Origin of the sequence: Crassaminicella thermophila, assembly GCF_008152325.1 — a bacterium.
GTDB lineage: Bacteria > Bacillota > Clostridia > Peptostreptococcales > Thermotaleaceae > Crassaminicella_A > Crassaminicella_A thermophila.
In genome coordinates this window covers 2,831,100-2,855,485 of sequence record NZ_CP042243.1, presented here as the reverse complement: position 1 = coordinate 2,855,485, position 24,386 = coordinate 2,831,100, and the positions used below count along the sequence as shown (strand labels likewise).

Sequence of the window (24,386 nt, the reverse complement as noted above, 5' to 3'; positions counted from 1 at the left end):
AGAATAGAGAGATTATAGATATTATTACAAAAGGGGGAAAATACTTTGTATCCTTATCCATATTATGATTACATGGGTTATTGTGAGAGTGAAGCTGAAAAAATGTATCCAGAAGTATGCAAAGACTTAAATCCATATATTGAAAAAATTTGTGCAAGAGAAGATCATATTTACAATTCTAAAATGTATCCATTTCCTAAAAAAGAAACGGTTGAAGAGATGGTAGATGAAATATATGAAATGTATATCAAAGACAATATGTATCGATCACCAGATGGAGGGTATGGTCATAGGGGATTATTCAAGAGTCTTATATGGATATTGTTATTAGGAAAATTATTAGGAAGAAGACGTAGAAGAAGACCAGGATATGGCTATCCAGGTTATGGTTATCCCGGATATGGCTATCCTGGAGGAGATTATCCAGGGTATGGGTATTAGGAGCAATAAAGTTAAAACGAGTCAACAGAAACTCTCAGAAAATTGGAGAGTTTTTGTTGACTTTTTGTCAAAGTCAGCGTATTATATAAGTAAGAAAACCCCGCCATGGGGGGCGGGGAAAAGGAGAGGATAGGTTTATGGAAGAGAAAATACTTGTTATTGGTGGTGTAGCCGCAGGAACAAAGGCTGCTGCTAAATTGAAAAGAGAAAACCCAAAAGCAGTGGTTGGTATTGTAACAAAGGATGAGGATATTTCTTATGCAGGTTGTGGACTACCCTATTATATTGGAGGGGTTATTGAAGAAAAGAGTGAATTAGTTGTAAAAACACCAGAAGATTTTCAGGCAATTACAGGTGTTGAGGTGTTAACAAAGCATGAAGCGGTGAAAATAAATAAAGAAGAACAATATGTAGAGGTTAAAGATTTAACAACAGGGGAAATGAAAAACTTTCAATATGACAAATTGGTCATTGCTACAGGTGCATCTCCATTTGTACCGCCTATTGAAGGAAAAGAATTAAAAGGTGTGTTTTCAGTAAGAACTGTATCCGATGCAATAAAAATAAGAGAAATGGTGGATAAGGGAGAAGTAAAGAAGGCTGTTATTGTAGGTGGCGGATTTATAGGTCTTGAGGTTGCAGAAAATCTGCATGAAAGAAATATTGAAGTTTCTCTTGTCGAACTTATAGATCATATTCTGCCTCCTTTTGATGAAGAGATCGCTCTTTATGCACAAAATTATATGAAAGAACAAGGAGTCAATATTTATACAGGAGAAAAAGTTCTTTCACTAGTAGGAGATGAAAAGGTTACAAAGGTTGTTACAGACAAAAGAGAGATTGAAGCAGATCTTGTAATTATGTCTGTTGGTGTTAGGCCAAATACACAATTAGCTAAAGAAATCGGTATAGAAATAGGGGTTACAGGTGCTATTAAGGTAAATGAGCACATGGAAACAAACATAAAAGGGATTTATGCAGTAGGAGATTGTGCAGAGAATATCAATCTTATTACAGGAAAGCCTGCTTGGTATCCAATGGGTTCTACTGCAAATAAGATGGGTAGAATTGCTGCGATAAATATGGCAAATGAAGAAAAGGATGGTTTAAAAGGCGTTCTTGGAACAACTGTTGTAAAGCTTTTTAAACTGAATGCAGGAAAAACAGGATTATCAGAAAGAGATGCAAAGAAAGCAGGATTTGAGGTAGAGACTGCTTTAGTTCCTGCAAATGATAAAGCACATTATTATCCAGGATATAGAGAAATTATTACAAAACTTATTGTAGACAAAAATACCCACAAAGTATTAGGGGCACAAGTAATTGGAGAAGGAGTTATAGACAAACCAATTGATATTATTGCTACAGCAATAACTTTTGGTGCAAAGGTAGAGGATTTACAAAAAATTGATTTGGCTTATGCGCCGCCATTCTCTATGGCAATGAGTTCTACTATTGTAGCAGCTAGTGTATTGACAAATAAGTTGACAAACAGAGTAAAGGGAATTGGACCTATTGAATTAAAAAATAGATTAAATGAATTACAAATTGTAGATGTACGTGATGAAGCATCATTTATGATTGGAACAATCCCTGGAGCTATAAATATTCCTTCAGGACAGATTACTATGAAAGCAAATGAATTAGACAAAGATAAAGAGACGGTTTTGGTTTGCAAGGTAGGTAAAAATGCATATTTGTCTTATCTAAAATTAAAAGAATTAGGATTTAAAGATTTGAAAATTCTAGAGGGTGGCATGAATGCTTATCCTTTTGAAAGAGAATAGGAATAATTAAAGGAGGAAATTGAAATGGCAGAGATTAATTTAAACTGTAAAGGACTTCAATGTCCAGGACCAATTATGCAAGTTTTTAAAGCAGTAAAGGAAGCACAAGCAGGAGATGTGATCAATGTAAAGGTGACAGATAGAGGATTTTCAAAAGATATTAAGGCTTGGTGCAAAAAAACAGGCAATGAGCTTATAGAGCTAAACGAAACAGATACTGAGATTACAGCAAAAATCCTTAAAAAGTAGGGAGGATTGACATGGCTGATAAAAAAACAATTATTGTTTTTAGCGGAGATATGGATAAGGTTATGGCAAGTTTAATTATTGCTAACGGTGCAGCAGCTATGGGAAGTGAAGTAACCATGTTCTTTACCTTTTGGGGATTAAATACATTAAGAAAAGCGCAAAAGATTAAGGTAAAGAAAGATTTTATGGAAAAAATGTTTGGCTGGATGATGCCAAGAGGTGCTGAAAAGTTAGGTCTTTCAAAGATGAATTTTGGTGGTATTGGTGCAAAGATGATGAAGAGCATCATGAAAAAGAAAAATGTAAATACCTTACCAGAATTAATAGAAAGTGCACAAATGATGGGTGTAAAGATGATTGCTTGCACTATGTCTATGGATGTAATGGGTATAAAGGAAGAGGAGATTATTGATGGAGTAGAATTTGCAGGGGTAGCAAGTTATCTTGGAGAAGCTGATGAGGCTAATGTAAATTTGTTTATTTAGAGGAAAGTGGTTGTTAAAGCAACCACTTTTATGATATGGATAACTAATTTTAAAAAGAAATATAAAAATACGTTCATTCCAGTAAGTTTTGAACAAAAGTTATCAGAGTCATTCTCTTATATTTTTTTATGTTGGTTATCTATATAAATGCTTATTTGAATTGATTAGATATGATACAATATAGAGAGGAGTAGATGAAAGAAGGGATGATTTTTATGGCTAGAGAAGATGCAAAAAAGGATATTATCAATAGATTAAGAACGATAAAGGGACATATTGCAGGAATAGAGAAGATGATTGAGGAGGATACAAAAACTTGTGAGGACATACTGCTTCAAATTGCTGCAATAAGGGCATCTGTTCATAAGGTAGGGCTTATCATATTAGAAGAGCATGCAAAGGATTGCTTGATTGGAGATAAGGAAAGCCTAAGTAAAGAAGAAGTAGAGAATGTATTAAAAACAATTGTAAAATTTGTAAAATAGCACTTAATGTGCTATTTTTAATTTTGTCTTTTTTACAATAGTAGCAATTTGAGGATAGGCTTTTATTGTTCCATATGTAACAATAGGCCTTCCGAAGGAAACAAGACCGAGTCTCCTAGAGCTTGCTCCACCAATTCGCATAAGGTTATTTACTGTTTTTGAAGTATCTACACAGAGTATTTCATTTTTGTCTTTATTGATCATATCTGCTACTGTTTGCAGAGCATTTACTACTAAACGGGGAGAATATTGTCTGCTTATTGTATAAATACTATGACCATATTCATCTTTTCCATGAAAAATCAATCGACCAATATCCTTTTTTTCTAATCTATCAAATAAAGGAAGGTTTAGTATTTCAGATTTTGAAGGAACGCTATCTAATGGAAGTTTGTTAAGATGTATTGCAGCGGCAACAACAGTAGAATGGGTGCCGCCCACATCATGATAAATAATGTACAAGCCAATCACCTTTTCTTTTAAAATGTTTATTTATAGGATTTGATAGTTTTTATAAATATATACTTATGAATATTTTTAAAGAATTTTGTATTTTTACATATGATATATTGTGTTATACTTTTTTTATAAGTAAAAAATATAAAAAGAACGTTTACTCCAGATAACTTTTGAAGGTACTTATTAAGGGAGGGGTTGAAATGAAAAAAATTCTATCGTTGCTTATGGTGCTTATGTTAATTTTTAGTGCTGTAGGTTGTTCAAAGAAAGAAGAAACAAATAAAAGTGAAAAAGAGATAGTAAAGATTGCAGGGTTAAAGGGACCGACTTCTATTGGAATGATAAAAATGTTTGAGGAAAAACCATCTTTAGGTGAAAATTTTGATTCAGTTTATGAGGTGGCACAAAATCCAGATATTTTAGTTTCAAAGCTCTTATCAAAAGAAGTTACTTTTGCAGCACTTCCTACAAATGTTGCGGCAAAGCTTTATAATAAAGGAGCAGGATATAAGCTTGCAGCCATAAATACTTGGGGAGTTCTTTATGTTATGACACAAGGAGAAGAAATACATAATTGGGAAGATTTAAGAGGAAAAAATATTAATTCTATTGCAAAAGGATCAAATCCAGATGTGATTTTTAGGTATTTATTAGAGAAAAATGGATTGAATCCAGATAAGGATGTAACATTAGATTATACATTAGGACATGTGGAGCTTGCACAAGCTATGGCTGCTAAAAAAGTGAATATAGCTTTGCTTCCTGAACCTTTTGTAACTATGGTTAGTATGAAGAATAAAGATGCTAAGATTGCTATGAATATTCAAGATGAATGGAAAAACACATTAGGAGGAAAAGCTTTAATTCCTCAAGGCTGTATTGTTGTAAGAGAAGATTTTGCACAAAAGCATCCAGAAGTAGTTAATAAGTTTTTAGCTGAATATGAAAAATCTGTAAAGTGGGTAAACGAGAATAAAGAGGAAGCAGGAGTATTGGTTGAAAAGCATGGAATCGGAATGAAAGCAAAAATGGCTGAGATGGCAATACCAAGATGTAATCTTGATTTTAAAACTGCATCAGATGCAAAAGAAGCTGTTGAAAACTATTTAAAAGTTTTATATGATTTTTCAGCAAAAGCTGTGGGAGGAAAGCTTCCTGATGAAAATTTCTACTATCATCAAAAATAAATTTCCAACCGTTTTATCTATATTGATTCTTATATTTATTTGGAAGGTCATCTCTGAAGTTGTTGCTTCTAAGATGATTCTTCCTTCTCCTGAAGCTACATGGATAAGCTTTATAGATCTTTTAAAATCTAAAACTTTTTTAAAAATAGTAATAGCAACAGTAATAAGAGGATTAATAGGTTTTTTATTATCTTGTATTTTTGGGTTAGCTGTAGGTATATTGACAGGTATAAGCGAATTTTTAGAAAAATTAATGCAACCCTTTTTAGTTATGATTAAGTCTACTCCTGTTATGTCTATTATTATTTTGGCTTTGATTTGGTTTGAAACTGATAATGTCCCTATATTTGTTAGTTTATTAGTTTCTTTTCCTATAATATGTGCTAATGTTTCTGAAGGAATAAAAAGTGTAGATAAAAAAATTATTCAGATGGCAAAAATATACCGTGTTAAGAAATGGAGAATTTTATTAGAAATTTATCTTCCTTCAATTGTTTCTTTTTTTATAGCAGGAATTTCTACTGCTATGGGGATTGGATGGAAGGCTACTGTTGCAGCGGAGGTTTTAAGTCAACCAAAGTTTGCTATAGGGACAAGTCTTTATACATCAAAAATTTATATAGAAACAGAAAATGTCTTTGCGTGGACGGTTGTTGCAATTATATTGAGCTTTATTTTTGAAAAGGGTTTAAGAATACTAGGACAAAAGATGATTAGGTGGAGAGTATAATGACACTAAAAATTGAGAAGCTTTATAAAAGCTATGAGGGACTTAAAGTATTTGAAAATTTTAATATGGAAATCATAAAAAATGGTATTACTTGTATTTTAGGTCCTTCAGGGTGTGGCAAGACAACGCTACTTAATATGATAAGCGGGATTCTTAAGCCAGATGTGGGTATTTTTTCAGGATTTGATCAAAAGGCTATTTCTTATATTTTTCAAGAACCAAGGCTTCTAGATTGGAAGAGTGTATGGGGGAATATTGAATTTGTTTTAAAAGATATTTATGAAAAAGAAGAAAGAGAAAAAATAGTATCAAAATACATTGATTTGGTTGGGTTAAGAGAATTTAAAGATTATTATCCCAAAAATTTAAGTGGTGGGATGATGCAAAGAGTGGCAATAGCAAGAGCTTTTGCATATTCTTCTAATATACTTCTCATGGATGAGCCATTTAAGGGGTTAGATGTAAATAGTAAGAAGAGATTAATGGATGAATTTATAAAACTATGGATGGAAGATTTAAGAACAGTTATATTTGTAACCCATGATATAGAAGAGGCAGTCCTTTTAGGAGATAGTATTTATGTTTTTAGTGAGTTACCTGTTCAAATAAAAAAGAGATTTAATATCGATTTGTTAAGACACAAAAGAAGCTTAGAGGATGAAAGGATTATTAGTATAAAAAGGGAAATTCATAAAGTTTTAGGTGATGATTGACCATTTAGGCACTTAGTGGTATAATAAGCTGGAAGTAAATATAGTAGATGCATTAGGTACCTTTTTTAGGTTTAATAGGGAAGTTCGGTGAGAATCCGACACAGCCCCCGCTACTGTAAGTGATGACGAAACCTCAAGTAATCCACTGTGAAAACGGGAAGGAGAGGGAGTAGGAAGAATCACAAGTCAGGAGACCTGCCTATTGTGTGAGTGACTACCTTCGGAGGGAAGGCCAGGAAACAAATTATCTAAATTCATTATTATTTGTGATAATGAGTCTATTTGCCCTGTCTTCTGACAGGGCTTTATTATTTAGGAAGGAGGCATAAGAATGGATGATTTATTATATGAGGACAGTAAGTTTACACATTTTTCATTAGATACTATATTTACGGATAATCATATAACATTATTAAAATTTGTTTCTTATGGCCACTTTCCAGAACCACCCCATCAAATTTTTATCTATTAAAAGAGTATATAGATTATTAATTTGAAAGGGGAAATAAAAATGATTGTAAATATAGATATGTATAAAAATTTTGGAGAAAGAAGAGAAAGAAATATAACAGGAAATGTAAAAGCAGATCAAGTTTATAGGAAAATATTTGCTCAAAAGCATGTAAAAAATAAAAGTGAATTAAAAAAAGTTTTTTGGAATGAGCTTAAACAGTTATTTATAAAAAAACAGCAAAATACGAATTTCTCTTATAGATATAAACAGATAAACTAGCCTAGAAAAAGAGCCTAAATAAGGCTCTTTTTCTAGTTTATTCTGAGTCTACGCATAAGATCCTTTACAGTTTTTTCGAATGCAAGTAGATAGTATTTGTTGCCTAGTTCTTTTTCTAAGTCTTGTATTTTTTTTAATTCTTCATCAGTGAGGGTAGCAAAAGGTGGTATTTTTTTTATTTGTTGATATTGTTGATACGTAATATATTGAAGTTGACAAACATACCAAAGACATCTTTGATACTTTTCATATAAATCACGATAATATGGATCATAAATCATTAGACAGCCTCCTTTCTTTTGTAATAATATATGCACAAGCATGATAGTTTGTCTATAAAAATTGAATAGACAAGTGAAAAATACAAAAACTATAGATAAGATTAAATAATAATAGAGGGAGATGGAGGAAAAATATGATTACAAAAAATAGAGTGATCGCATTATGTTTAGTGATTATACTTATATTTTCTTTTTCAGCTTGTGCAAAACCTAGTGAAAAAGGTGTTAAGAAGGCTGAAGAAAAAGAAGTCTATCCAGTTAAAATTGTTGATTCTTATAATCGAGAAGTCATAATTGAAAGTAAGCCTATGAGGATTGTTTCAATTGCTCCAAATATAACGGAGACAATATTTGCTTTAGGATTAGGTAAAAAATTAGTAGGAAGAACAGATTATTGTGATTATCCAGAAGAAGTAAAAAATATTCCATCTATTGGAAGTTTAATGGAGCCAAATATTGAAAAAATTGTAGACTTAAAACCTGATTTGGTTGTGGCGTCAACCCATTTTAAAAAGGATGTACTAAAAAAACTTGAGGAACTAAATATTAAGGTTATTGTTCTTTATGGGGAAGAAAGCTTTGAAGGAGTTTATGAAGTAATAAAAAAATTGGGAAAAGCATTAGATGCTAAAGATGAAGCAGAAAGAATAGTATCTAATATGAAAGAAAAGGTTTCAAACGTTACAGAAAAAGTAAAAAATGCAGAAAGACCAGAAGTTTATTATGTAGTTGGCTTTGGAGAAGGTGGAGATTATACTGCTGGAAGAGATACTTTTATTGGCAAGATGATAGAATTAGCAGGAGGCCTTAATGCTGCAAGAGATGTTGAAGGGTGGAAATATAGCTTAGAAAGATTGATTGAGAAAGACCCAGATATATTAATTTGTTCAAAATATTATGATACAAAAAAGAGGCTTATGAATACAAATGGATATAAAGATTTAACAGCTGTTAAAAAAGGAAAGGTATTTGAGATAGATAATAATCTTCTTGAAAGACAGGGACCAAGGCTTGCAGATGGACTTGAGGAATTAGCAAAAATTATACATCCAGAATTGTTTAAATAATAGCTGGGATTTTCCCAGCTTTACTATGTTCTAAAGTGAGGAAATAATATGACTTATATACAAAAAAGAAGATATTATTGGAAATTTTTCATAGTTATTTTTGCACTATTATGTATATGCATTTTCTTTGTGAGTACTCTTGGAGTTGCTAAGATATCTTTTGCTGAGGCATATAGAATATTATTGAGAAATGTACCATTAATAGGAAGATATATTTCGATAGATGATATTAAAGAATCAAAAAAATTGATTATCTTAAATATTAGATTTCCAAGAATTTTACTATCTGCTTTGGTTGGCATGGCATTAGCAGGAGCTGGAGCAGTATTTCAGGGGATATTTAAAAATCCAATGGCAGATCCTTATGTACTCGGGGTATCTTCAGGAGCTGCTTTTGGTGCAACTATTGCAATAATATTTGGACTGGAAGAAATATTCATAGGTTTTAGGGCAATAACCGTTATGGCTTTTGTTGGTGCTATTTTAGCAACATTAACTGTTTATAATCTATCTAAAATAGGGAGCAAGACACCTATAGTGACACTTTTACTTGCTGGTATAGCTTTAAGCTTTTTATTATCATCTTTGATATCGTTATTAATGACGTTTCATAGAGAACAAGTTGAGAGGATTGTTTTTTGGACTATGGGGAGCTTTTCTGCTGCAAGCTGGAAACATGTAAGGATTGCTGCTCCTATTATTTTGATAGGATGTATATTTTTTACTATGTTTGGTAGAGATTTAAACGTTATGCTTATGGGGGAGGAAACGGCAAAAAGCTTAGGGATAGAAGTGGAGAGGATAAAAAAAGTATTGCTTGTCGCAGCTTCTATAGTAGCAGCATCAGCTGTTTCAGTAAGTGGGATTATTGGATTTGTAGGATTAGTTATACCTCATATTGGAAGATTAATAATAGGGCCTGATCACAGGGTATTGATTCCTTTTACATTGATTAGTGGAGCAATATTTATGGTTGTAGCAGATACTTTAGCAAGAATACTTATTCCGCCGGCTGAAATTCCAGTAGGAGTAATCACATCTTTAGTGGGGGCACCATTTTTTATTTATCTTCTTTATAAGAATAAAAAGCAAAATTCAATGGGGTGAGAAATTTGGTATATCCTATTAAGGTAAATAATTTAAGTTGGTATTTTGGAGAAAGCAAAGTATTAAAAAATATTAGTACAAGTATAGAGGAAAATAAATTTACATGTATTATAGGTCCAAATGGTTCTGGGAAATCAACTTTTTTAAGAAATATATTGAAGCTATTAGAGCCAAAGAAAAAATCTATTTATGTCTATAATGAAGACATTGTTAAGTTAAGATATAAAGATTTAGCAAAAAAAATTGCATCTGTTCCTCAAAATACAATGGTAGATTTTGATTTTACGGTCATGGATATTGTCTTAATGGGGAGAAGTCCTCATTTAAGAAGATTTGAGGCAGAAAGCAAAAAAGACTTTGAAATTGCAGAAAAAGCAATGAAAATAACTAATATATGGCATTTAAAAGATAGAGGAATTAATAGAATTAGTGGAGGGGAAAGGCAAAGAGCAATTATTGCTAGGGCCCTAGCACAGGAGTCAGATATTCTAATATTGGATGAGCCTATTTCTCATCTTGACATACACCATCAAATTGATGTTTTAAATATTGCAAAAGAGTTGTGTGATAAGAAGAATCTTACAGTGATTGCAGTGTTGCATGATTTGAATTTTGCTATACAATATAGTGATTATTTGATACTTTTTCATGAAGGAAAAATTGTTGCAGAGGGCTTACCAGAAAAAGTGATTACTCAGGAGAATATAAAGCATGTGTATAATATTGATGTATACATGATGAAAAATCCTTTAAATGGAAAACCTCATATTATTCCTATTGTACGTTAGTTTTTGTTCGAAAAGAAATACGATTGACAGTTTTATCCTTTTGGGGTATAATAAGAGCAAAAACCCTAAGGGGAGGGGGGTATATATGATGAACGTTTCCACACCTATAGCATTAGGGGCAGGATTCTTATCTTTTTTCTCGCCTTGTATATTACCACTTATTCCAGCTTATATTACTTATATAACGGGTACTACTTTTGAAGATGAGCTTGCGGATAAAAAATTATTTGCATTTACAAGAACCCTTGGATTTGTGATAGGTTTTTCAATAATTTTTATAGTGATGGGCATATCAGCCAGTTTTATAGGGAAATTGTTTATAAGACATAAAGAGCTTTTTCGGAAGGTAAGCAGTATGCTTATTATCTTTTTTGGACTGAATATGATGGGAGTACTAAAAATAAAATTATTAAATAAAGAAATAAGAATGAAAGCACCAAAAAATATTTCTAACTGGTTTGGCTCAATTTTTATGGGGATGGCTTTTGGGGCAGGATGGACCCCATGTTTTGGAGCAGTATTAGGAGCGATCCTTGTTTATGCTTCATCAACGAGCACTGTGGCAAAAGGATTTTATTTATTACTTGCTTATTCTATAGGAATGGGGATACCATTTATCATTACTTCGCTTGTGATTCATAAATTTAGTGGATTGATGATGAAATATGAAAGATATTTACCATATATAACAAAACTTAGTGGAATTATACTGGTTATTTTTGGGATTCTTGTATTTTTCAATAAAATGAGCATTATAAGCACGTTTTTTATATAAAGAAAAATGAATAAATATTTAAAATGGAGGAATGAAAGTGAATAAAAAGGGTATTATGATTATGCTATTAGGAATTGTAATGGTTGCAGGTTTTTTTGTTATGACTAAGGCTAACAAGCCAGAGATAGTACAAGAGAAGAATTCACAAAACAACATGGAAGAATATGATCAAGAAAAAACAATAGACATTGAAGTAGGAAAACCAGCTCCTGATTTTACTTTAGAAAATCTACAAGGAGAATCGGTAAGCTTAAGTGATTTCAGAGGAAAAAACGTGTTAGTAAATTTTTGGGCTACATGGTGTCCTTATTGTGTAAAGGAAATGCCTGATTTAAATAAATTATATATAGAAAATAAAGAGAATGATTTTGTAGTGTTGGCAGTAGATGTGGGAGAATCAAAAGAAGATGTAGAAAAATATTTGGAAGGGAAATCCTATGAATTCCCTGTTTTGCTCGATAAAGATGGAAGTATTTCTATCAAATATATGGTTCGAGGGCTTCCTACATCTTTTATGATAGATAAAGAGGGAAATATAAGAGCTATTAAAATGAGTATGATGACATATCCTGAAATGAAGGAAATGCTAGAGGGTGTAGAAGGAAAATAGCGTAGCAGTTTTTTGCTACGCTATTTTTCTATTAGGAGATAGATAATTATTTTATCTACCGTTCTTCTATAATACCGTTCGTATGGAAATTAATCTAGATGTTTTTAAATAAAAATTGTTGACTAAAAAATGATAAGATGCTAAGATAAAATCATAAATTCATATAGGAATACTATGAATTAATAAAAATAGCGTAGATAAAATATCTACTGCTCTATTTTTATATATCTATATAAGGGAGACTATACATTTAATTCCGTGTATTCCGATATGAAATATACAAATTGAAACGAGGAGGCTAAGGTATGCCGGTATTTAACCAACTATTTGATGAATGGGCAGCTAATTATGATGAAACAGTATATGGTAATAATAATGAATATATTGAAGTTTTTGCAAATTATAACAACATATTAGAAACAATATCGCAAAAAATAGAAGATAAGAAAGATGGACATATACTTGAAATAGGAACAGGAACAGGAAATCTGACAAGATTGCTGTACCAAAAGAATTTTCATGTTACAGGAATTGAACCTTCCCAAGAAATGAGGAAAATATTTAAATCAAAACTTCCGAATGTGGAAATATTAGATGGACATTTTTTATCTGTACCAGTGAAAAACAAAGTGGATGCAATTGTAACTTCTTATGCGTTTCATCACCTTACATGGGAAGAAAAGAAAGCAGCACTTATATATCTAGACAGTATTTTGAATGAAAAAGGAAGGATGATTATTGCGGATACCATGTTTGAATCATTAGCGTATAAATCGAATCTATTAAAATACGTAGCATCTATGAAATCCTTTAAATTATTAAATGATTTGAATACAGAATACTACGAATGTGTAGAAGATATATGCCAATTATTTAAAGAACAAAATTATAGTTTTGAAACAATTAAAATGAATAAATATGTTTGGATTATATCAGCAGAAAAGGGAGGTTTTTAATATGAAAAAAATAGTTGTAGAAAGTTTTACGATGGATCATACAAAGGTGCAAGCTCCTTTTGTAAGAAAATGTGGAAAGATAGAAACACCAAAAGGAGATATTATTACGAAGTTTGACTTAAGATTTACTCAGCCAAATCAAGAGGCAATGCCGACAGGAGCTGTGCATACACTAGAGCATTTATTAGCAGGACATATAAGAGAAGAATTAGATGATGTAATAGATCTATCACCTATGGGATGTAGAACTGGATTTTATTTAATATTAATAGGTGACAGGCAAGAAGCTGAAGTGGCTAAAGGATTGATAAAAGCATTGGATAAGGTTTTGTCCGCAGATGAAGTTCCAGCTGCAAATCCCGTGCAATGTGGAAATTATAGAGATATGTCATTGTTTGGAGCAAAAGAATTTGCTAAAGTTACAGTTGAAAAATTGAAAGAGAAATATAATTACGGGAGGAGAAATAATGGAATTTAATTCTTTGGTGATACATGGAGGAGTAGATGGAGATAAAAATACAGGGGCAGTTACCATACCAATTTATCAGACATCTACTTATGCCCAAGAAGCTGTTGGGAAACACAGAGGATATGAATACTCACGAACAGGCAATCCTACAAGAGAAGCTGTAGAAAAGCTTATTGCAGATTTAGAAAAGGGTCATAGAGGATTTGCATTTAGTTCTGGTATGGCAGCAATATCTTCTGTTTTAATGCTGTTTCAAGCAGGAGACCATATAATATTTAGTGATGATGTTTATGGAGGAACATTTAGAGTTGTAGACAAGGTATTTAAAAATTTTAATATAGAGTATGATTTTGTGGATACAAGCGATATAAAAAATATACGAAACCATATAAAGGAAAATACAAAAGCAGTTTATATAGAAACGCCCACAAACCCTTTAATGAAGTTAACTGATATTGAGGAAGTTTCAAAAATAACAAAGGAAAATAATTTGCTTCTTATTGTAGATAATACTTTTATGACGCCGTACCTTCAAAGGCCAATTGAATTGGGAGCAGATATTGTCCTTCACAGTGCTACAAAATATTTAGGAGGGCACAGCGATTTAATCGCAGGTTTAGTAGTTGTAAATAATGAAGTATTAGGAGAGAGAATGCACTTTATACAAAATTCAGTTGGAGCAATACTAGGACCCTTTGATAGTTGGCTTCTTATAAAGGGAATTAAAACACTAGCAGTTCGAATGGAAAGACATTGTGAAAATGCTGAAAAAATAGTAAAGTGGTTAGGTCAGCAAGAATGGGTGGGAAAAATATACTATCCAGGGATAGGTATACAAATGAAGAAACAGATGAAAAGATATGGAGGTATGATTTCATTTGAAGTAAATGATGAAAAGTATATGCAAAAACTTTTAGATAACCTAAAAGTAATTACTTTAGCAGAAAGTCTTGGTGGTATAGAAAGTCTGATCTGTGTTCCTTCTAAAATGACACATGCATCAGTACCACCTGAAATAAGAGTTAAATTGGGCATAACGGATACATTGATTAGACTATCTGTAGGAATTGAAGATGTGGAAGATATTATTAGAGATTTGGATATAGCTTAAAGATGAAAGTGGGGAATTGATTATGTATTACTTTAATAATATTCAAGATTTAATCGGAAATACACCCATTTTAAAAATCAATAACTTTGACATTCCTAAAGATGTAAATATTTTTGCAAAATTAGAATTTTATAACCCTGGAGGCTCCGTAAAGGATAGAATAGGGAAATGGATAATTGAAAAAGCAGAGAAAGAAGGAAAATTGAAAAAGGGATATACCATAGTTGAAGCAACGGCAGGAAATACAGGAATAGGGGTAGCTCTTTCTGCGATTAATAAAGGTTATGAAATTGTTTTTGTAGTTCCTGGAAAATTTTCTATTGAAAAGCAAATTATTATGAAGGCGCTTGGGGCTAAGATAATAAGCACGCCGACAGAAGAAGGTATGGATGGGGCTTTTAAGAAGGTTGAAGAATTGAAAAAGGAAATTAAAAATGTATTTGTTGTGGATCAATTTAATAATATGTATAATCCTGAGGCTCACTATCTCTTTACAGGGAGAGAGATATACAATCAATTAGATGGAGAAATAGATTTATTCATTACTGGTGCAGGTTCTGGTGGAACTTTTACAGGTGTTATGAAATATCTTAAAGAAAATAATAAAAGTATAAAGGGGGTTCTAGCTGATCCAGTAGGCTCTATTATGGGTGGCGGAGAATGCGGGGCTTACAAAATAGAAGGGATAGGTAATGATTTTATCCCAAAAACCATGGATATGACTTTCGTAGATGAAGTGGAGAAAGTAACGGATGAAGAAGCTTTTCATGCAGTAAAGGAGTTGGCATTAAAGGAAGGACTTCTAGTAGGATCTTCATCAGGGGCTACTTTTTCTGCAGCTTTGAAGCAAGCAAATAAACTTAAAAAAGGAAACATAGTAGTTTTATTTGCGGATCGATCCGATAGATATATAAGTAAAGCTATTTATAATTTTTAATTTTTTTCATAAGAAAAAGCACTAAACATTAAAAAATGATTGTTAGTTTACTAATAGTTTAATATTAGAAATAAGGGCTTGAGCATGTAAAAAATGAAGGTCATGTAGAATTAGAAAACTTAAAAACAATTCTACATGACCTTCATTATGCCCAGTACTCTCAAGCAGCTTGAAATATGAATGATATAAATGCCACTATAATAAAATTTCTTAAGAATTGTTTCATATTTAATAAAGTATGGGACTATAGGATTTTGATAATTTCATATTTTATTTTTTCTTTTGACTTATAAATTTGGTCAAATTTTCTAACGACCCCATAAGATAATCCCATAAAAATCATACCTAATAGAAAACTAAAGAGTTCTGCAGAGAAAGTAACTCCTAATAGTTGATGGATGTATGAACCTGATACAATACCTACAATGAGCATGAAAAGGGGAACAATATAAACTAAGAAAGCTACTTTCATAACTATTTTTGTTTCTACTTTCACCTTTACAAATTGACTAGGGGTTGCACCAACTGTATTCTCTACGTCTATATACATACCTGTTTTGCTACATCCAACCTTACAACTACTACATTTTTCTCCACAGGCACTTGTTCGTAGTATTTCAATTTTTGCAACGTTACCATTAGTGCTTATGATTCTACCTATCTTCTCCATAAAAATCACTCCTTTTTAATATAAGTATACGCAAGAATAATGCCAAAACAATATATAAATGCAAAGCCATACTACATTATTTAAAATGGCATAGTTTTTGCGTAAAATACAAGTAAGTTATAAACAAGAAAATAAATCTTTTAAAGGAGATGATATTTTATGGATAAATGGTTGTTTCATCAGTCATTTTCTTCATAACAATGGGCGTTACTGTAGGTATTTATAGTATAAACCAATTGCTTTAATAAATTGTAACAAAGGATTAAGAAACTTTATTCAAATAGGAAAGGAGCGTTTTACATGATATTGATCCTTAGAATATTGTATATTATCTTAATAGGCTTTATGGCATATCGTATGATTAAAAATGGAGGATGTTGTGGAGGACATAGCAATCATAGAGAAAATTGTTGTGATGAAAAAAAGAATGAAAACACAATATCCAAACAAATTATTACAGAAGAAGAAAAAAGAAACTCAATAGATGTTGGATAGAAAAACAAATATTTTTTTGATTATATTATTTGATGAAGTATATGCCACAAGCATTGTGTGATATGCTACAAATAAGGAAGGGAAGTTAAATATCTGAGATTCGAAAGTTAGAAAGCCAATTAAGAAGATCTGAAAAGTTATCAGCAGTAGGAGAGCTTGCATTAGGTATTGCTTATGAGATAAGAAATCCACTGGGCATTATGGATTGGATTATATATTACCCATAGGAACATAAGGGCTATATGGAGATAGATAGTGTAGTAGGAAAGGGAACGAAAATAGATGTATATCTTCCTATTGCAGTAGAGGAAGGAGATAAAAATGAGTAAAAAAATATTGATTGCTGATGATGAAAAAAATATGATTTGGGCAATGAAGAAGGCCTTAAAAAGTGAAAATTATAAGATTATTACAGCAGCAAATGGTATTGAAGCTGTAGAGAAGGCGAAGAACAATGATCCTGACCTTGTATTATTAGATTTAAGAATGCCTCAAAAAGATGGAATAGAGGCTTTACGGGAAATAAAGGAGTTTAATGAGAACATACCTGTAATAATGATCACAGCTCATGGAACAATGGAATCTGCAATAGAGGCAATGAAAATAGGGGCAATAGATTATCTACCTAAGCCATTTGATATTGAAGAATTAAAAATTCAAATAAGAAAAGCCCTAGATGTAGGGGATATGAAAGAACAAATAAATTTTTTGAAAGAAGAATTAAAAAATAAGGCAGGAAAAGTAATCATAGGGAATAGTCCAAGAATGAAAGAAGTACTAGAAATTGTAAATCGTGTTGCCAAAAGCATAGCAACTGTTTTAATTACAGGAGAAAGTGGAACAGGAAAAGAACTGATTGCAAATGCCATTCATTATAATAGTGATAGAGAAAATAAACCCTACATAAAGGTAAATTGCGGTGCAATTCCTGAAAGCTTACTAGAAAGTGAATTGTTTGGACATGAGAAAGGAGCTTTTACAGGAGCTGTAAGTAGAAAACTAGGAAGGTTTGAAAGGGCTGATGGAGGAACTCTATTTCTTGATGAGGTAGGGGAATTAAGTCTTGCTACACAAGTAAAGCTTTTAAGAGCTCTTCAAGAAAAAGAAATTGAGCGTGTAGGAGGAATAGAAGTAATTAAAGTGGATGTGAGAGTAATTGCTGCAACAAATAGAGATTTGAAGAAAATGGTAAAAGAAGGAACTTTTAGAGAAGATTTATATTATCGATTAAATGTTATACCCATAGAATTACCAGCTTTAAGAGAAAGAAAAGAAGATATACCAGCTTTAATAGAGTACTTTATGAAAAAGTACTGTAGAGAAATGGGAAGAGAGCAAATACGTATAAGTGAAGATGCGTTAGAGAGTCTATTGCAATATAGTTGGAAAGGAAATATTCGAGAACTTGAAAATGTGGTTGAAAGACTTGTTATATTATCTCAAGGAAATGTGATTTATAGAGATGATTTACCAAAGGAAATACGATTTCAAAAAGAAGAAACTGCGACATTTATATTACCAGAAGAAGGGCTTAATTTAGAAGAAGTAGAGAAGAATTTGATAGAGCAAGCTTTGAAGAAAACTAACTATAATCAGACAAAGGCAGCAAAATTATTAGGGATTACAAGACATACCCTTCTATATAGAATGGATAAATATAACATCAAAAGAAATTATTGATTTTAGTTTTGCATATCACTTTCTTCTATGGATATATTATTTATTGTGATTCATTTTCTTTCTATCTACATAATTTCTTCACATTTTTGTATTAATATAATATTGAAAGAAGATCCATGAAAAAGGAGTGATTAGTATGTGTGGCTTTGGTTTTGGTTATGCAGGATGGTGGCCTTGGATGATCTTAAGAATGGGTTTAGGCATTGTGATTACCATAGGTTTTGTAATATGGATTACAAGGCTAGTAAGAGATTATGGCTACAATAGAAAGCATGCAATAGAACTTTTAGATGAAAAGTTTGCAAATGGAGAAATTGGTGAAGAAGAATATATGCAAAAGAAAAAGATCATAAAAGGAAAATAGCTAGAGGATTGTCTCTAGCTATACCTTTATGTATTGGATGTTAATTGAAAGAAATGAAAAATATGAGTAAAATAGTAAAAAATATATATTCAAAGAGGTGCAAGGCAATGGAGAAAAAACGTATATTAGTTGTGGATGATGAACCAAAAATTTTAGAGGTCGTAAAAGCTTATTTAGAAAAAGAAGATTATGAAGTTCTTTTGGCAACAGATGGGGAGAAGGCATTAAAAGTTTTTGAAGAGGAAAGCATCCATCTAATCGTTTTAGATTTGATGTTGCCAAAGATTTCAGGAGAAGCTGTATGTAGTAAGATCAGGACGATTTCAGATGTTCCCATTATTATGCTTACAGCAAAAACGGAAGAAGATGAAAAGATTGAAGGATTGGCTATTGGAGCAGATGATTATTTGACAAAGCCTTTTAGTCCTAGAGAATTAGCAGGAAGAGTCAGAGCTCTTATGAGAAGATCTTATAGAGATGAAGGGCCTTTAGCAGATCATTTGATTTTCAATGATGGGGACTTAGAAGTAGATATTAAAAAATTTCATCTAAAGAAAAAGGGAAAGCAAGTTAGATTAACCCCTAATGAGTTTAAGCTGCTTCATGTTTTTTTGACTCATCCAGGACAGGTTTTTACAAGAGAACAATTGCTAGAGAAGGCTTTTGGATTAGATTATGATGGATTTGACAGGACCATTGATACGCATATAAAAAATATTCGCCATAAGATAGAAGACAATCCAAAAAAACCAGCATATATTCTGACGATATATGGTGTGGGATACAAATTTGGAGGGAAAAGATGAAAAAGCCATTGTCTAAGAAGTTTGCCTTCATTTTTATACTAACAGTATTTGGAGCTATTTTGGTTACAAGTCTTATTTCTAATTATATGATTGACAAACAATTTAATCAGTATCTGTTAGAGGAGCACCAAAGAAAAATTGAGAAAGTAAAAAAATTAGTAGGAGAATTGTATAATCCAAAGGATCCATCTGAAAAATTAGATGATCGTCAAATAAAAAGGTATGCAATGTTAGAAGATTTGTATATACAAATAAACGATGTCGATGGAAATATGATTTTTTCATCAGGACAAAGTCATCTTCTCCATAAAAAAATGATGGGTTCTATGATGGGGCGTATGATGAATAAAAAGATGGATACCTTATTAGGCGAATACATAGAAAAGGAATTTCCAATCATAAAAAATGGAGAAAATATAGGAACTATTGTGATTGGGTATTTTGGTATATCAAATATTAGTGGAAGAGATATTCAATTTAAAAATACGATGAATCAATCTTTTGTTATTTCCATTACAGTTACGCTGCTATTGGCTTTTATCATCAGCGGTATTTTATCAAAACAGATGACAAAGCCGCTTGAGAAAATCACTAAAGTGGCAAATGAGATGAGAAATGGAAATCTTCAAATACGGGCAGATGTGAATACAGATACAATAGAAATCCATGAACTTTGCCAAGCAATTCACTATTTAGGGGATACATTACAGCAGCAAGAAAAGCTTAGAAAGAGGTTAACATCTGACATGGCCCATGAGATTCGAACACCTCTTACTACATTGCAGTCTCATGTAGAAGCATTCATGGATGGTATTTGGGAACCGACCGAAGAAAGATTAAAAAGCTGTTACGATGAAATATTACGCTTAAAAAAGTTAGTAGATCACTTAAAAGACCTTGCACGATTAGAACAGGATCATCTATATTTAAATAAATCTCATTTTAATTTATCAAGTACCATTAAACAAATTATTAAAACCTTTCAACCCCAGTATTTAAAGAAAAATTTAAAAATCATTATGAATGTATTACCGGGTGTAGAAGTATTTATGGATGAAGATAAAATCAAACAAATACTTTTTAACCTTCTTTCCAATGCTTATAAATATTCTTATGAAGGAGGAAGGGTAGAAATAGGATTAAAGCAGGAAGATGTACTTACAATATATGTAAAGGATGAAGGAATAGGAATATCAAAGGAAAATTTGCCGCATATCTTTGAAAGATTTTATAGGGCAGAGACATCAAGGAGCAGAGAAACCGGAGGAGCAGGGATCGGACTGACTATTACAAAAGCATTAGTAAAAGCTCATGGAGGTAATATACAGGTAGAGAGCAAAGAAGGAGAAGGAACTTTGTTTGTGATTCAATTTCCAAAAGAAGATGTTTTATAAATTTCAGGCACATTTAGTCGACAACTAATGTGCCTGTAACTTGTTCAAAAAGATGATTAGGCTCTCTCAAAGCTTCCACAATCTGTACTTTCTTTTGTGGTAGCAGTTGCTCCATGCTTTACAACTTCAATGTGACTCAAGCTACATTGTTGAACTGTTTTTGCATGATGACGACATTCAGTTACATTACATCCAATATGGCTGTTTCCTTGTGGCATTTTTTCACCTCCTTGAAGTATTCAAAAATATTGTTTGATTTTTTAGGGTTATCTATTCAAAAAAAGAATTTGCTTATTCATGAAAAAATTCAAGGAATTGGCTATTATTTTGTGAATATAATTTTTTTATATTGTAATCAATAATAATATGTGGTATATTGATTTTTGAAAGTAAGCGAAAAGGGAGTAGCCATGGGATATCCCACAAATATGGATCAACATACTGGTGAAAATACCTGGTCCTATTTACTTTATATTATAAAGGGGCGAGACTTTTGGCTTAATAAAGCTGTTAGTAAATAGCTTTATTAAGCTATGAGTTTCGCCTTTTTATTCTTTAGTAAATTATAAATATCTTAGAATTTTTCATCGTATATAAGCAATATTGATAAAGGAGGAGAAGGAAAATGTTACAAGAATTTATTCGATCATTATTTTTAATATTCATGGCGGAGATGGGAGATAAAACCCAGATATTAGCAATGGCATTTGCAACACAATTTAAAATCTATGAAGTGTTACTAGGAGTGTTTATAGGTTCATTTTTAAATCATGGGGTAGCAGTGGCCTTAGGGTCTTACCTGTCAAATTTGCTTCCAATGGGAGCCATACAAATTGCAGCAGGATTTTTATTCATAGGATTTGCTCTGTGGACTTTAAAAAGTGATGAGGAAGAAGATGAGGAGAATACAGGAAGAAACTTTGGGCCTATTTTAACAGTGGCTTTTGCATTTTTTATTGGAGAGCTTGGGGACAAGACTCAGCTTACAGCTATTACTTTGTCAGTGGATGCAAAATATCCCATATTTGTTTTATTAGGAACAGTTTCAGGAATGGTTTTAACGAGTGGATTAGGTATTTTTGTTGGGAGTAAAATTGGTGATAAAGTCCCTGAATTGGCAATAAAAATTGCTTCAGCAGGCATATTTTTATTCTTTGGGATTATAAAGCTATATACATCTCTACCGAAAACTTACATAAATATTACGAATGTGATAATCTTTTTTATTCTATTAAGCATAAGTATATATATCTTATTAAGACCTATATTTAAATCAAGAAGAGGAGAAATATCAAGTCTAAAAGAAGTAGCTTTAACAATTTACAAACGTAGTCACAGGATTAAAAAAAGAAAATAATCAACTTCAAAATGAAATGTTGATGTTGTTTCACATAAAGATAATTTTATTGTCACAAAGCTGTCACATTGGGGGGATATAATAAACGTATCAAATAAAAAGGAGATGAGGTTATATGAAAAAAAGAATACTTACATTGGTTTTAGGAGGACTTTTAGTTGTATCAAGCATAGGTGTTGCATTTGCATCTGAAGTAGAGAAGCCTGCCACAAACACAAGAGGCAATGGTCTAGGAGTGTATGCACAAAATCTTTCAGTAGAAGAATTGCTAAAAGTGAAATTAGAACGTATTGATCAATTGGTTAAAGATGAAAAAATTACAAAGGAAGAAGGAGAAAATTACAAAAAAATCATTACAGAAAGAATGAAGGACTGTACTACGGTTGGAGAAAATAGAGAAAATCATGAGCGATTAGGAATTGGTTTTGGTAAAGGAAGCGGCTTTGGGAAAGGAAGAGGAGCAAATAATGGATTGGGTCGCGGTATGGGTCTTTGTAGAGGAACTGTAAATAACTAGAAAATATTTAAAAGGAGCAGTAAATCTGCTCCTTTCCTATGGGATTTTAAAATGAAATGGGGGGTAGCGATGAAGGAAAAAGTTGAAAAGATAAGAATCATGAAACAGAAAAGATGGGTAAAAAATATTAGAAGCTTTATGCTTTTTCTTTTTTTAGTAGTGATTAGTTATAAAGCTTATTTGCATCAAGTTTTAGGAGGAGGCAGCAATGGAGCTGCATCTATTCATGCTTTATGTCCGTATGGGGCTTTAGAAAGTTTTTATACGTTATTTTTATCAGGCACATTTATTCAAAAAATATTTTCGGGCACATTGGTGCTTTTGATCATTTCTATTGTTTTAGCAATTATCTTTAGAAGGAGTTTTTGTGGTTTATTATGTCCTTTTGGTGCACTGCAGGAGTTTTCAGGAAAACTTGGGCAAAAATTGTTTGGGAAAAAGTTTGTTATGACTCCTAAAGTAGATAAACCATTCAGATTCTTAAAATATATTGTGTTGCTTATTACGGTTTTAGGGGCTTGGATAACAGGAAGCCTTTGGATGGGGCCGTATGATCCTTGGGCAGCGTATGGACATATTTTTGGCGGAATAGAAGAAGTTTTCACAGAATTACCTATTGGTTTGATACTTCTTATCATTACCATTTTAGGATCTATTTTGTATGATCGATTTTTCTGCAAATATTTATGTCCTATGGGTGCTTTTCTAGGAATCGTATCAAAGATCAGTCCAAATAAAATAACACGTGATAATGAAAAGTGTATAGATTGTGGCATCTGCACCCAAAAATGTCCTATGAATATTCATGTGGCTAGTGCGAAAGAAATGACTTCAGCGGAATGTATAAACTGTCAGATGTGTATCTTATCTTGTCCTAAAGAAGGAGCTTTGAAAATAAAACAAGGAAAAAAGGGAGTAACACCCTTATTTTTGATAATAGCTGTTATTGTTATTTATTTTGGAGGGATTTTTGTAGCAAATACAATGGGTGTATATAAAGTATTGCCTGCACCTATTGAGAAGGGACAGACATTAGATGCAGAAGACTTAAAAGGATATATGACTTTAGAAGAAGTATCACAGTATATGAACATACCGATTGATGTATTATATAGTAAATTAGGATTGCCAAAGGATATTCCACATCATACAAAAATGAAAGAGATCAAGAATTTTGTAGCAGACTTTGAAGTAAGTACTGCTCGTGAACTTTTAAAAAATGAGTAAAGACAATGAAGAGGCATAGGCCTCTTCTATGAATTTATATTTAATATATAGTTATATTTATCTGCATGCTTTAATTCATCTGTTATGATTTCAAACAGCATATCTCGATAATATATTGTGGGAAGATTTGCCCTAATACTTCTATATTTTTCCACAGCTCTTAATTCACTAAATAATGCTTTTTTTATACCGTCAATATAGGACTTAGGTTCTTCGAATTCTTCATGGATTCCTGTGATTTCTTGACCTGTAAAATCTTTATAAATTTTTCTAAACATTTTGTTGTGCTTTTTTTCATCATTTCGAATGCTTGTAATAATTTCTTTTTCTTCTTCTGTTGGTGCTATATGAATCAAATAGTCATAAAAGAGTTCATCATTTTTTTCCCCCTGAACGGCTTCTTTTATCAAAGAGAGAGCTTTTTGCAAGGCTAAAGTATTATACATATAAGGGGTTGTTATTGGCATGTAACCATTCATTCAACTAGCCTCCTATATAATTTAGTA

Annotated in this window: 32 protein-coding genes and 1 riboswitch; of the genes, 27 read left to right on the top strand and 5 right to left on the bottom strand. The window is 31.9% G+C overall.

What is annotated here, in order from left to right; all coding sequences use genetic code 11:
- Window positions 1–45: 45 nt before the first annotated feature.
- The 5 genes from FQB35_RS14380 to FQB35_RS14360 all read left to right on the top strand — a co-directional run bounded on the left by FQB35_RS14380 (window position 46) and on the right by FQB35_RS14360 (window position 3,447).
- Window positions 46–441 carry a hypothetical protein gene (locus tag FQB35_RS14380; protein WP_148810535.1) on the top strand — a complete coding sequence of 132 codons (396 nt, stop codon included), beginning with the start codon at window positions 46–48 and terminating at the stop codon, window positions 439–441.
- Between the two features lie 137 nt (window positions 442–578).
- Complete coding sequence (locus FQB35_RS14375; RefSeq protein WP_148810534.1) at window positions 579–2,228, top strand: FAD-dependent oxidoreductase; 1,650 nt, start codon at window positions 579–581, stop codon at window positions 2,226–2,228.
- 24 nt (window positions 2,229–2,252) lie between these two features.
- Window positions 2,253–2,477, top strand: a complete 225-nt coding sequence (locus FQB35_RS14370; protein WP_148810533.1) for a sulfurtransferase TusA family protein — start codon at window positions 2,253–2,255, stop codon at window positions 2,475–2,477.
- Window positions 2,478–2,488: 11 nt separating this feature from the next.
- A complete protein-coding gene (locus tag FQB35_RS14365; RefSeq protein WP_148810532.1) occupies window positions 2,489–2,962 on the top strand; it encodes a DsrE/DsrF/DrsH-like family protein in 474 nt (157 codons plus the stop codon).
- A gap of 194 nt (window positions 2,963–3,156) precedes the next feature.
- The gene (locus FQB35_RS14360) at window positions 3,157–3,447 is read left to right on the top strand and encodes a metal-sensitive transcriptional regulator (RefSeq protein WP_231701813.1); all 291 of its coding nucleotides are present in this window, start codon (window positions 3,157–3,159) and stop codon (window positions 3,445–3,447) included.
- Window positions 3,448–3,450: 3 nt separating this feature from the next.
- Here FQB35_RS14360 and FQB35_RS14355 read toward each other — a convergent pair whose 3' ends face one another.
- Complete coding sequence (locus tag FQB35_RS14355; RefSeq protein ID WP_148810531.1) at window positions 3,451–3,909, bottom strand: DUF3189 family protein; 459 nt, start codon at window positions 3,907–3,909, stop codon at window positions 3,451–3,453.
- A gap of 197 nt (window positions 3,910–4,106) precedes the next feature.
- Between FQB35_RS14355 and FQB35_RS14350 the strand changes: the two genes are divergently transcribed.
- The 5 genes from FQB35_RS14350 (at window position 4,107) to FQB35_RS14335 (ending at window position 7,269) form a co-directional block, all read left to right on the top strand.
- Window positions 4,107–5,093 carry an ABC transporter substrate-binding protein gene (locus FQB35_RS14350; RefSeq protein WP_148810530.1) on the top strand — a complete coding sequence of 329 codons (987 nt, stop codon included), beginning with the start codon at window positions 4,107–4,109 and terminating at the stop codon, window positions 5,091–5,093.
- Window positions 5,065–5,823 carry an ABC transporter permease gene (locus tag FQB35_RS14345; protein WP_168198368.1) on the top strand — a complete coding sequence of 253 codons (759 nt, stop codon included), beginning with the start codon at window positions 5,065–5,067 and terminating at the stop codon, window positions 5,821–5,823. The genes FQB35_RS14350 and FQB35_RS14345 overlap by 29 nt, the downstream gene beginning before the upstream one ends.
- The gene (locus tag FQB35_RS14340; RefSeq protein WP_148810528.1) at window positions 5,823–6,536 is read left to right on the top strand and encodes an ABC transporter ATP-binding protein; all 714 of its coding nucleotides are present in this window, start codon (window positions 5,823–5,825) and stop codon (window positions 6,534–6,536) included. The genes FQB35_RS14345 and FQB35_RS14340 overlap by 1 nt, the downstream gene beginning before the upstream one ends.
- Window positions 6,537–6,573: 37 nt before the next feature.
- Window positions 6,574–6,753: riboswitch (cobalamin riboswitch) on the top strand.
- Between the two features lie 114 nt (window positions 6,754–6,867).
- Window positions 6,868–7,008, top strand: a complete 141-nt coding sequence (locus FQB35_RS15965) for a hypothetical protein (protein WP_168198367.1) — start codon at window positions 6,868–6,870, stop codon at window positions 7,006–7,008.
- Window positions 7,009–7,047: 39 nt separating this feature from the next.
- Window positions 7,048–7,269 carry a hypothetical protein gene (locus FQB35_RS14335; protein ID WP_148810527.1) on the top strand — a complete coding sequence of 74 codons (222 nt, stop codon included), beginning with the start codon at window positions 7,048–7,050 and terminating at the stop codon, window positions 7,267–7,269.
- 32 nt (window positions 7,270–7,301) lie between these two features.
- On the opposite strand, the gene FQB35_RS14330 is transcribed toward FQB35_RS14335, so the two are convergent.
- Entirely contained in the window at window positions 7,302–7,550 is a 249-nt protein-coding gene (locus tag FQB35_RS14330) for a hypothetical protein (RefSeq protein ID WP_148810526.1), read from the bottom strand.
- A 134-nt stretch (window positions 7,551–7,684) separates the two neighbouring features.
- On the opposite strand from FQB35_RS14330, the gene FQB35_RS14325 reads away from it, so the two are divergent.
- The 9 genes from FQB35_RS14325 (at window position 7,685) to FQB35_RS14285 (ending at window position 15,370) form a co-directional block, all read left to right on the top strand.
- Complete coding sequence (locus FQB35_RS14325) at window positions 7,685–8,617, top strand: ABC transporter substrate-binding protein (protein ID WP_148810525.1); 933 nt, start codon at window positions 7,685–7,687, stop codon at window positions 8,615–8,617.
- Between the two features lie 48 nt (window positions 8,618–8,665).
- The gene (locus FQB35_RS14320; protein ID WP_148810524.1) at window positions 8,666–9,724 is read left to right on the top strand and encodes a FecCD family ABC transporter permease; all 1,059 of its coding nucleotides are present in this window, start codon (window positions 8,666–8,668) and stop codon (window positions 9,722–9,724) included.
- Complete coding sequence (locus tag FQB35_RS14315) at window positions 9,721–10,512, top strand: ABC transporter ATP-binding protein (RefSeq protein ID WP_207707314.1); 792 nt, start codon at window positions 9,721–9,723, stop codon at window positions 10,510–10,512. The genes FQB35_RS14320 and FQB35_RS14315 overlap by 4 nt, the downstream gene beginning before the upstream one ends.
- 85 nt (window positions 10,513–10,597) lie before the next feature.
- Window positions 10,598–11,287, top strand: a complete 690-nt coding sequence (locus tag FQB35_RS14310) for a cytochrome c biogenesis CcdA family protein (RefSeq protein ID WP_148810522.1) — start codon at window positions 10,598–10,600, stop codon at window positions 11,285–11,287.
- Window positions 11,288–11,324: 37 nt separating this feature from the next.
- Entirely contained in the window at window positions 11,325–11,897 is a 573-nt protein-coding gene (locus FQB35_RS14305) for a TlpA family protein disulfide reductase (protein WP_207707313.1), read from the top strand.
- Window positions 11,898–12,202: 305 nt separating this feature from the next.
- Window positions 12,203–12,853, top strand: coding sequence for a class I SAM-dependent methyltransferase (locus tag FQB35_RS14300; protein ID WP_148810520.1), 651 nt, complete (start codon window positions 12,203–12,205; stop codon window positions 12,851–12,853).
- Window position 12,854: 1 nt separating this feature from the next.
- The gene (locus tag FQB35_RS14295; RefSeq protein ID WP_148810519.1) at window positions 12,855–13,331 is read left to right on the top strand and encodes an S-ribosylhomocysteine lyase; all 477 of its coding nucleotides are present in this window, start codon (window positions 12,855–12,857) and stop codon (window positions 13,329–13,331) included.
- Window positions 13,321–14,433 carry a bifunctional cystathionine gamma-lyase/homocysteine desulfhydrase gene (locus FQB35_RS14290; protein WP_148810518.1) on the top strand — a complete coding sequence of 371 codons (1,113 nt, stop codon included), beginning with the start codon at window positions 13,321–13,323 and terminating at the stop codon, window positions 14,431–14,433. Before FQB35_RS14295 ends, FQB35_RS14290 begins: the two co-directional genes overlap by 11 nt.
- A gap of 22 nt (window positions 14,434–14,455) precedes the next feature.
- Window positions 14,456–15,370, top strand: coding sequence for a PLP-dependent cysteine synthase family protein (locus FQB35_RS14285; protein WP_148810517.1), 915 nt, complete (start codon window positions 14,456–14,458; stop codon window positions 15,368–15,370).
- A 244-nt stretch (window positions 15,371–15,614) separates the two neighbouring features.
- Here FQB35_RS14285 and FQB35_RS14280 read toward each other — a convergent pair whose 3' ends face one another.
- Window positions 15,615–16,040 carry a SoxR reducing system RseC family protein gene (locus tag FQB35_RS14280; protein ID WP_148810516.1) on the bottom strand — a complete coding sequence of 142 codons (426 nt, stop codon included), beginning with the start codon at window positions 16,038–16,040 and terminating at the stop codon, window positions 15,615–15,617.
- A gap of 300 nt (window positions 16,041–16,340) precedes the next feature.
- On the opposite strand from FQB35_RS14280, the gene FQB35_RS14275 reads away from it, so the two are divergent.
- The 5 genes from FQB35_RS14275 to FQB35_RS14255 all read left to right on the top strand — a co-directional run bounded on the left by FQB35_RS14275 (window position 16,341) and on the right by FQB35_RS14255 (window position 20,779).
- Entirely contained in the window at window positions 16,341–16,535 is a 195-nt protein-coding gene (locus tag FQB35_RS14275) for a hypothetical protein (protein WP_148810515.1), read from the top strand.
- A 321-nt stretch (window positions 16,536–16,856) separates the two neighbouring features.
- Window positions 16,857–18,215, top strand: a complete 1,359-nt coding sequence (locus FQB35_RS14270; protein WP_148810514.1) for a sigma-54-dependent transcriptional regulator — start codon at window positions 16,857–16,859, stop codon at window positions 18,213–18,215.
- A gap of 136 nt (window positions 18,216–18,351) precedes the next feature.
- Window positions 18,352–18,579 carry an SHOCT domain-containing protein gene (locus FQB35_RS14265; protein WP_148810513.1) on the top strand — a complete coding sequence of 76 codons (228 nt, stop codon included), beginning with the start codon at window positions 18,352–18,354 and terminating at the stop codon, window positions 18,577–18,579.
- A gap of 107 nt (window positions 18,580–18,686) precedes the next feature.
- The gene (locus FQB35_RS14260) at window positions 18,687–19,385 is read left to right on the top strand and encodes a response regulator transcription factor (protein WP_148810512.1); all 699 of its coding nucleotides are present in this window, start codon (window positions 18,687–18,689) and stop codon (window positions 19,383–19,385) included.
- On the top strand, window positions 19,382–20,779 hold the full coding sequence (locus tag FQB35_RS14255) for a sensor histidine kinase (protein ID WP_148810511.1): 1,398 nt from the start codon (window positions 19,382–19,384) through the stop codon (window positions 20,777–20,779). The genes FQB35_RS14260 and FQB35_RS14255 overlap by 4 nt, the downstream gene beginning before the upstream one ends.
- Window positions 20,780–20,835: 56 nt before the next feature.
- On the opposite strand, the gene FQB35_RS14250 is transcribed toward FQB35_RS14255, so the two are convergent.
- The gene (locus tag FQB35_RS14250; RefSeq protein WP_148810510.1) at window positions 20,836–20,997 is read right to left on the bottom strand and encodes a DUF1540 domain-containing protein; all 162 of its coding nucleotides are present in this window, start codon (window positions 20,995–20,997) and stop codon (window positions 20,836–20,838) included.
- A 407-nt stretch (window positions 20,998–21,404) separates the two neighbouring features.
- Between FQB35_RS14250 and FQB35_RS14245 the strand changes: the two genes are divergently transcribed.
- The 3 genes from FQB35_RS14245 (at window position 21,405) to FQB35_RS14235 (ending at window position 23,880) form a co-directional block, all read left to right on the top strand.
- Window positions 21,405–22,136, top strand: a complete 732-nt coding sequence (locus tag FQB35_RS14245) for a TMEM165/GDT1 family protein (RefSeq protein ID WP_148810509.1) — start codon at window positions 21,405–21,407, stop codon at window positions 22,134–22,136.
- 115 nt (window positions 22,137–22,251) lie between these two features.
- On the top strand, window positions 22,252–22,653 hold the full coding sequence (locus FQB35_RS14240) for a hypothetical protein (RefSeq protein ID WP_148810508.1): 402 nt from the start codon (window positions 22,252–22,254) through the stop codon (window positions 22,651–22,653).
- A gap of 69 nt (window positions 22,654–22,722) precedes the next feature.
- Window positions 22,723–23,880: a 4Fe-4S binding protein gene (locus FQB35_RS14235; RefSeq protein ID WP_231701812.1), complete on the top strand. Its 1,158-nt coding sequence runs from the start codon at window positions 22,723–22,725 to the stop codon at window positions 23,878–23,880.
- A gap of 26 nt (window positions 23,881–23,906) precedes the next feature.
- Here FQB35_RS14235 and FQB35_RS14230 read toward each other — a convergent pair whose 3' ends face one another.
- Complete coding sequence (locus FQB35_RS14230; RefSeq protein ID WP_148810507.1) at window positions 23,907–24,359, bottom strand: ferritin family protein; 453 nt, start codon at window positions 24,357–24,359, stop codon at window positions 23,907–23,909.
- Window positions 24,360–24,386 lie beyond the last annotated feature (27 nt).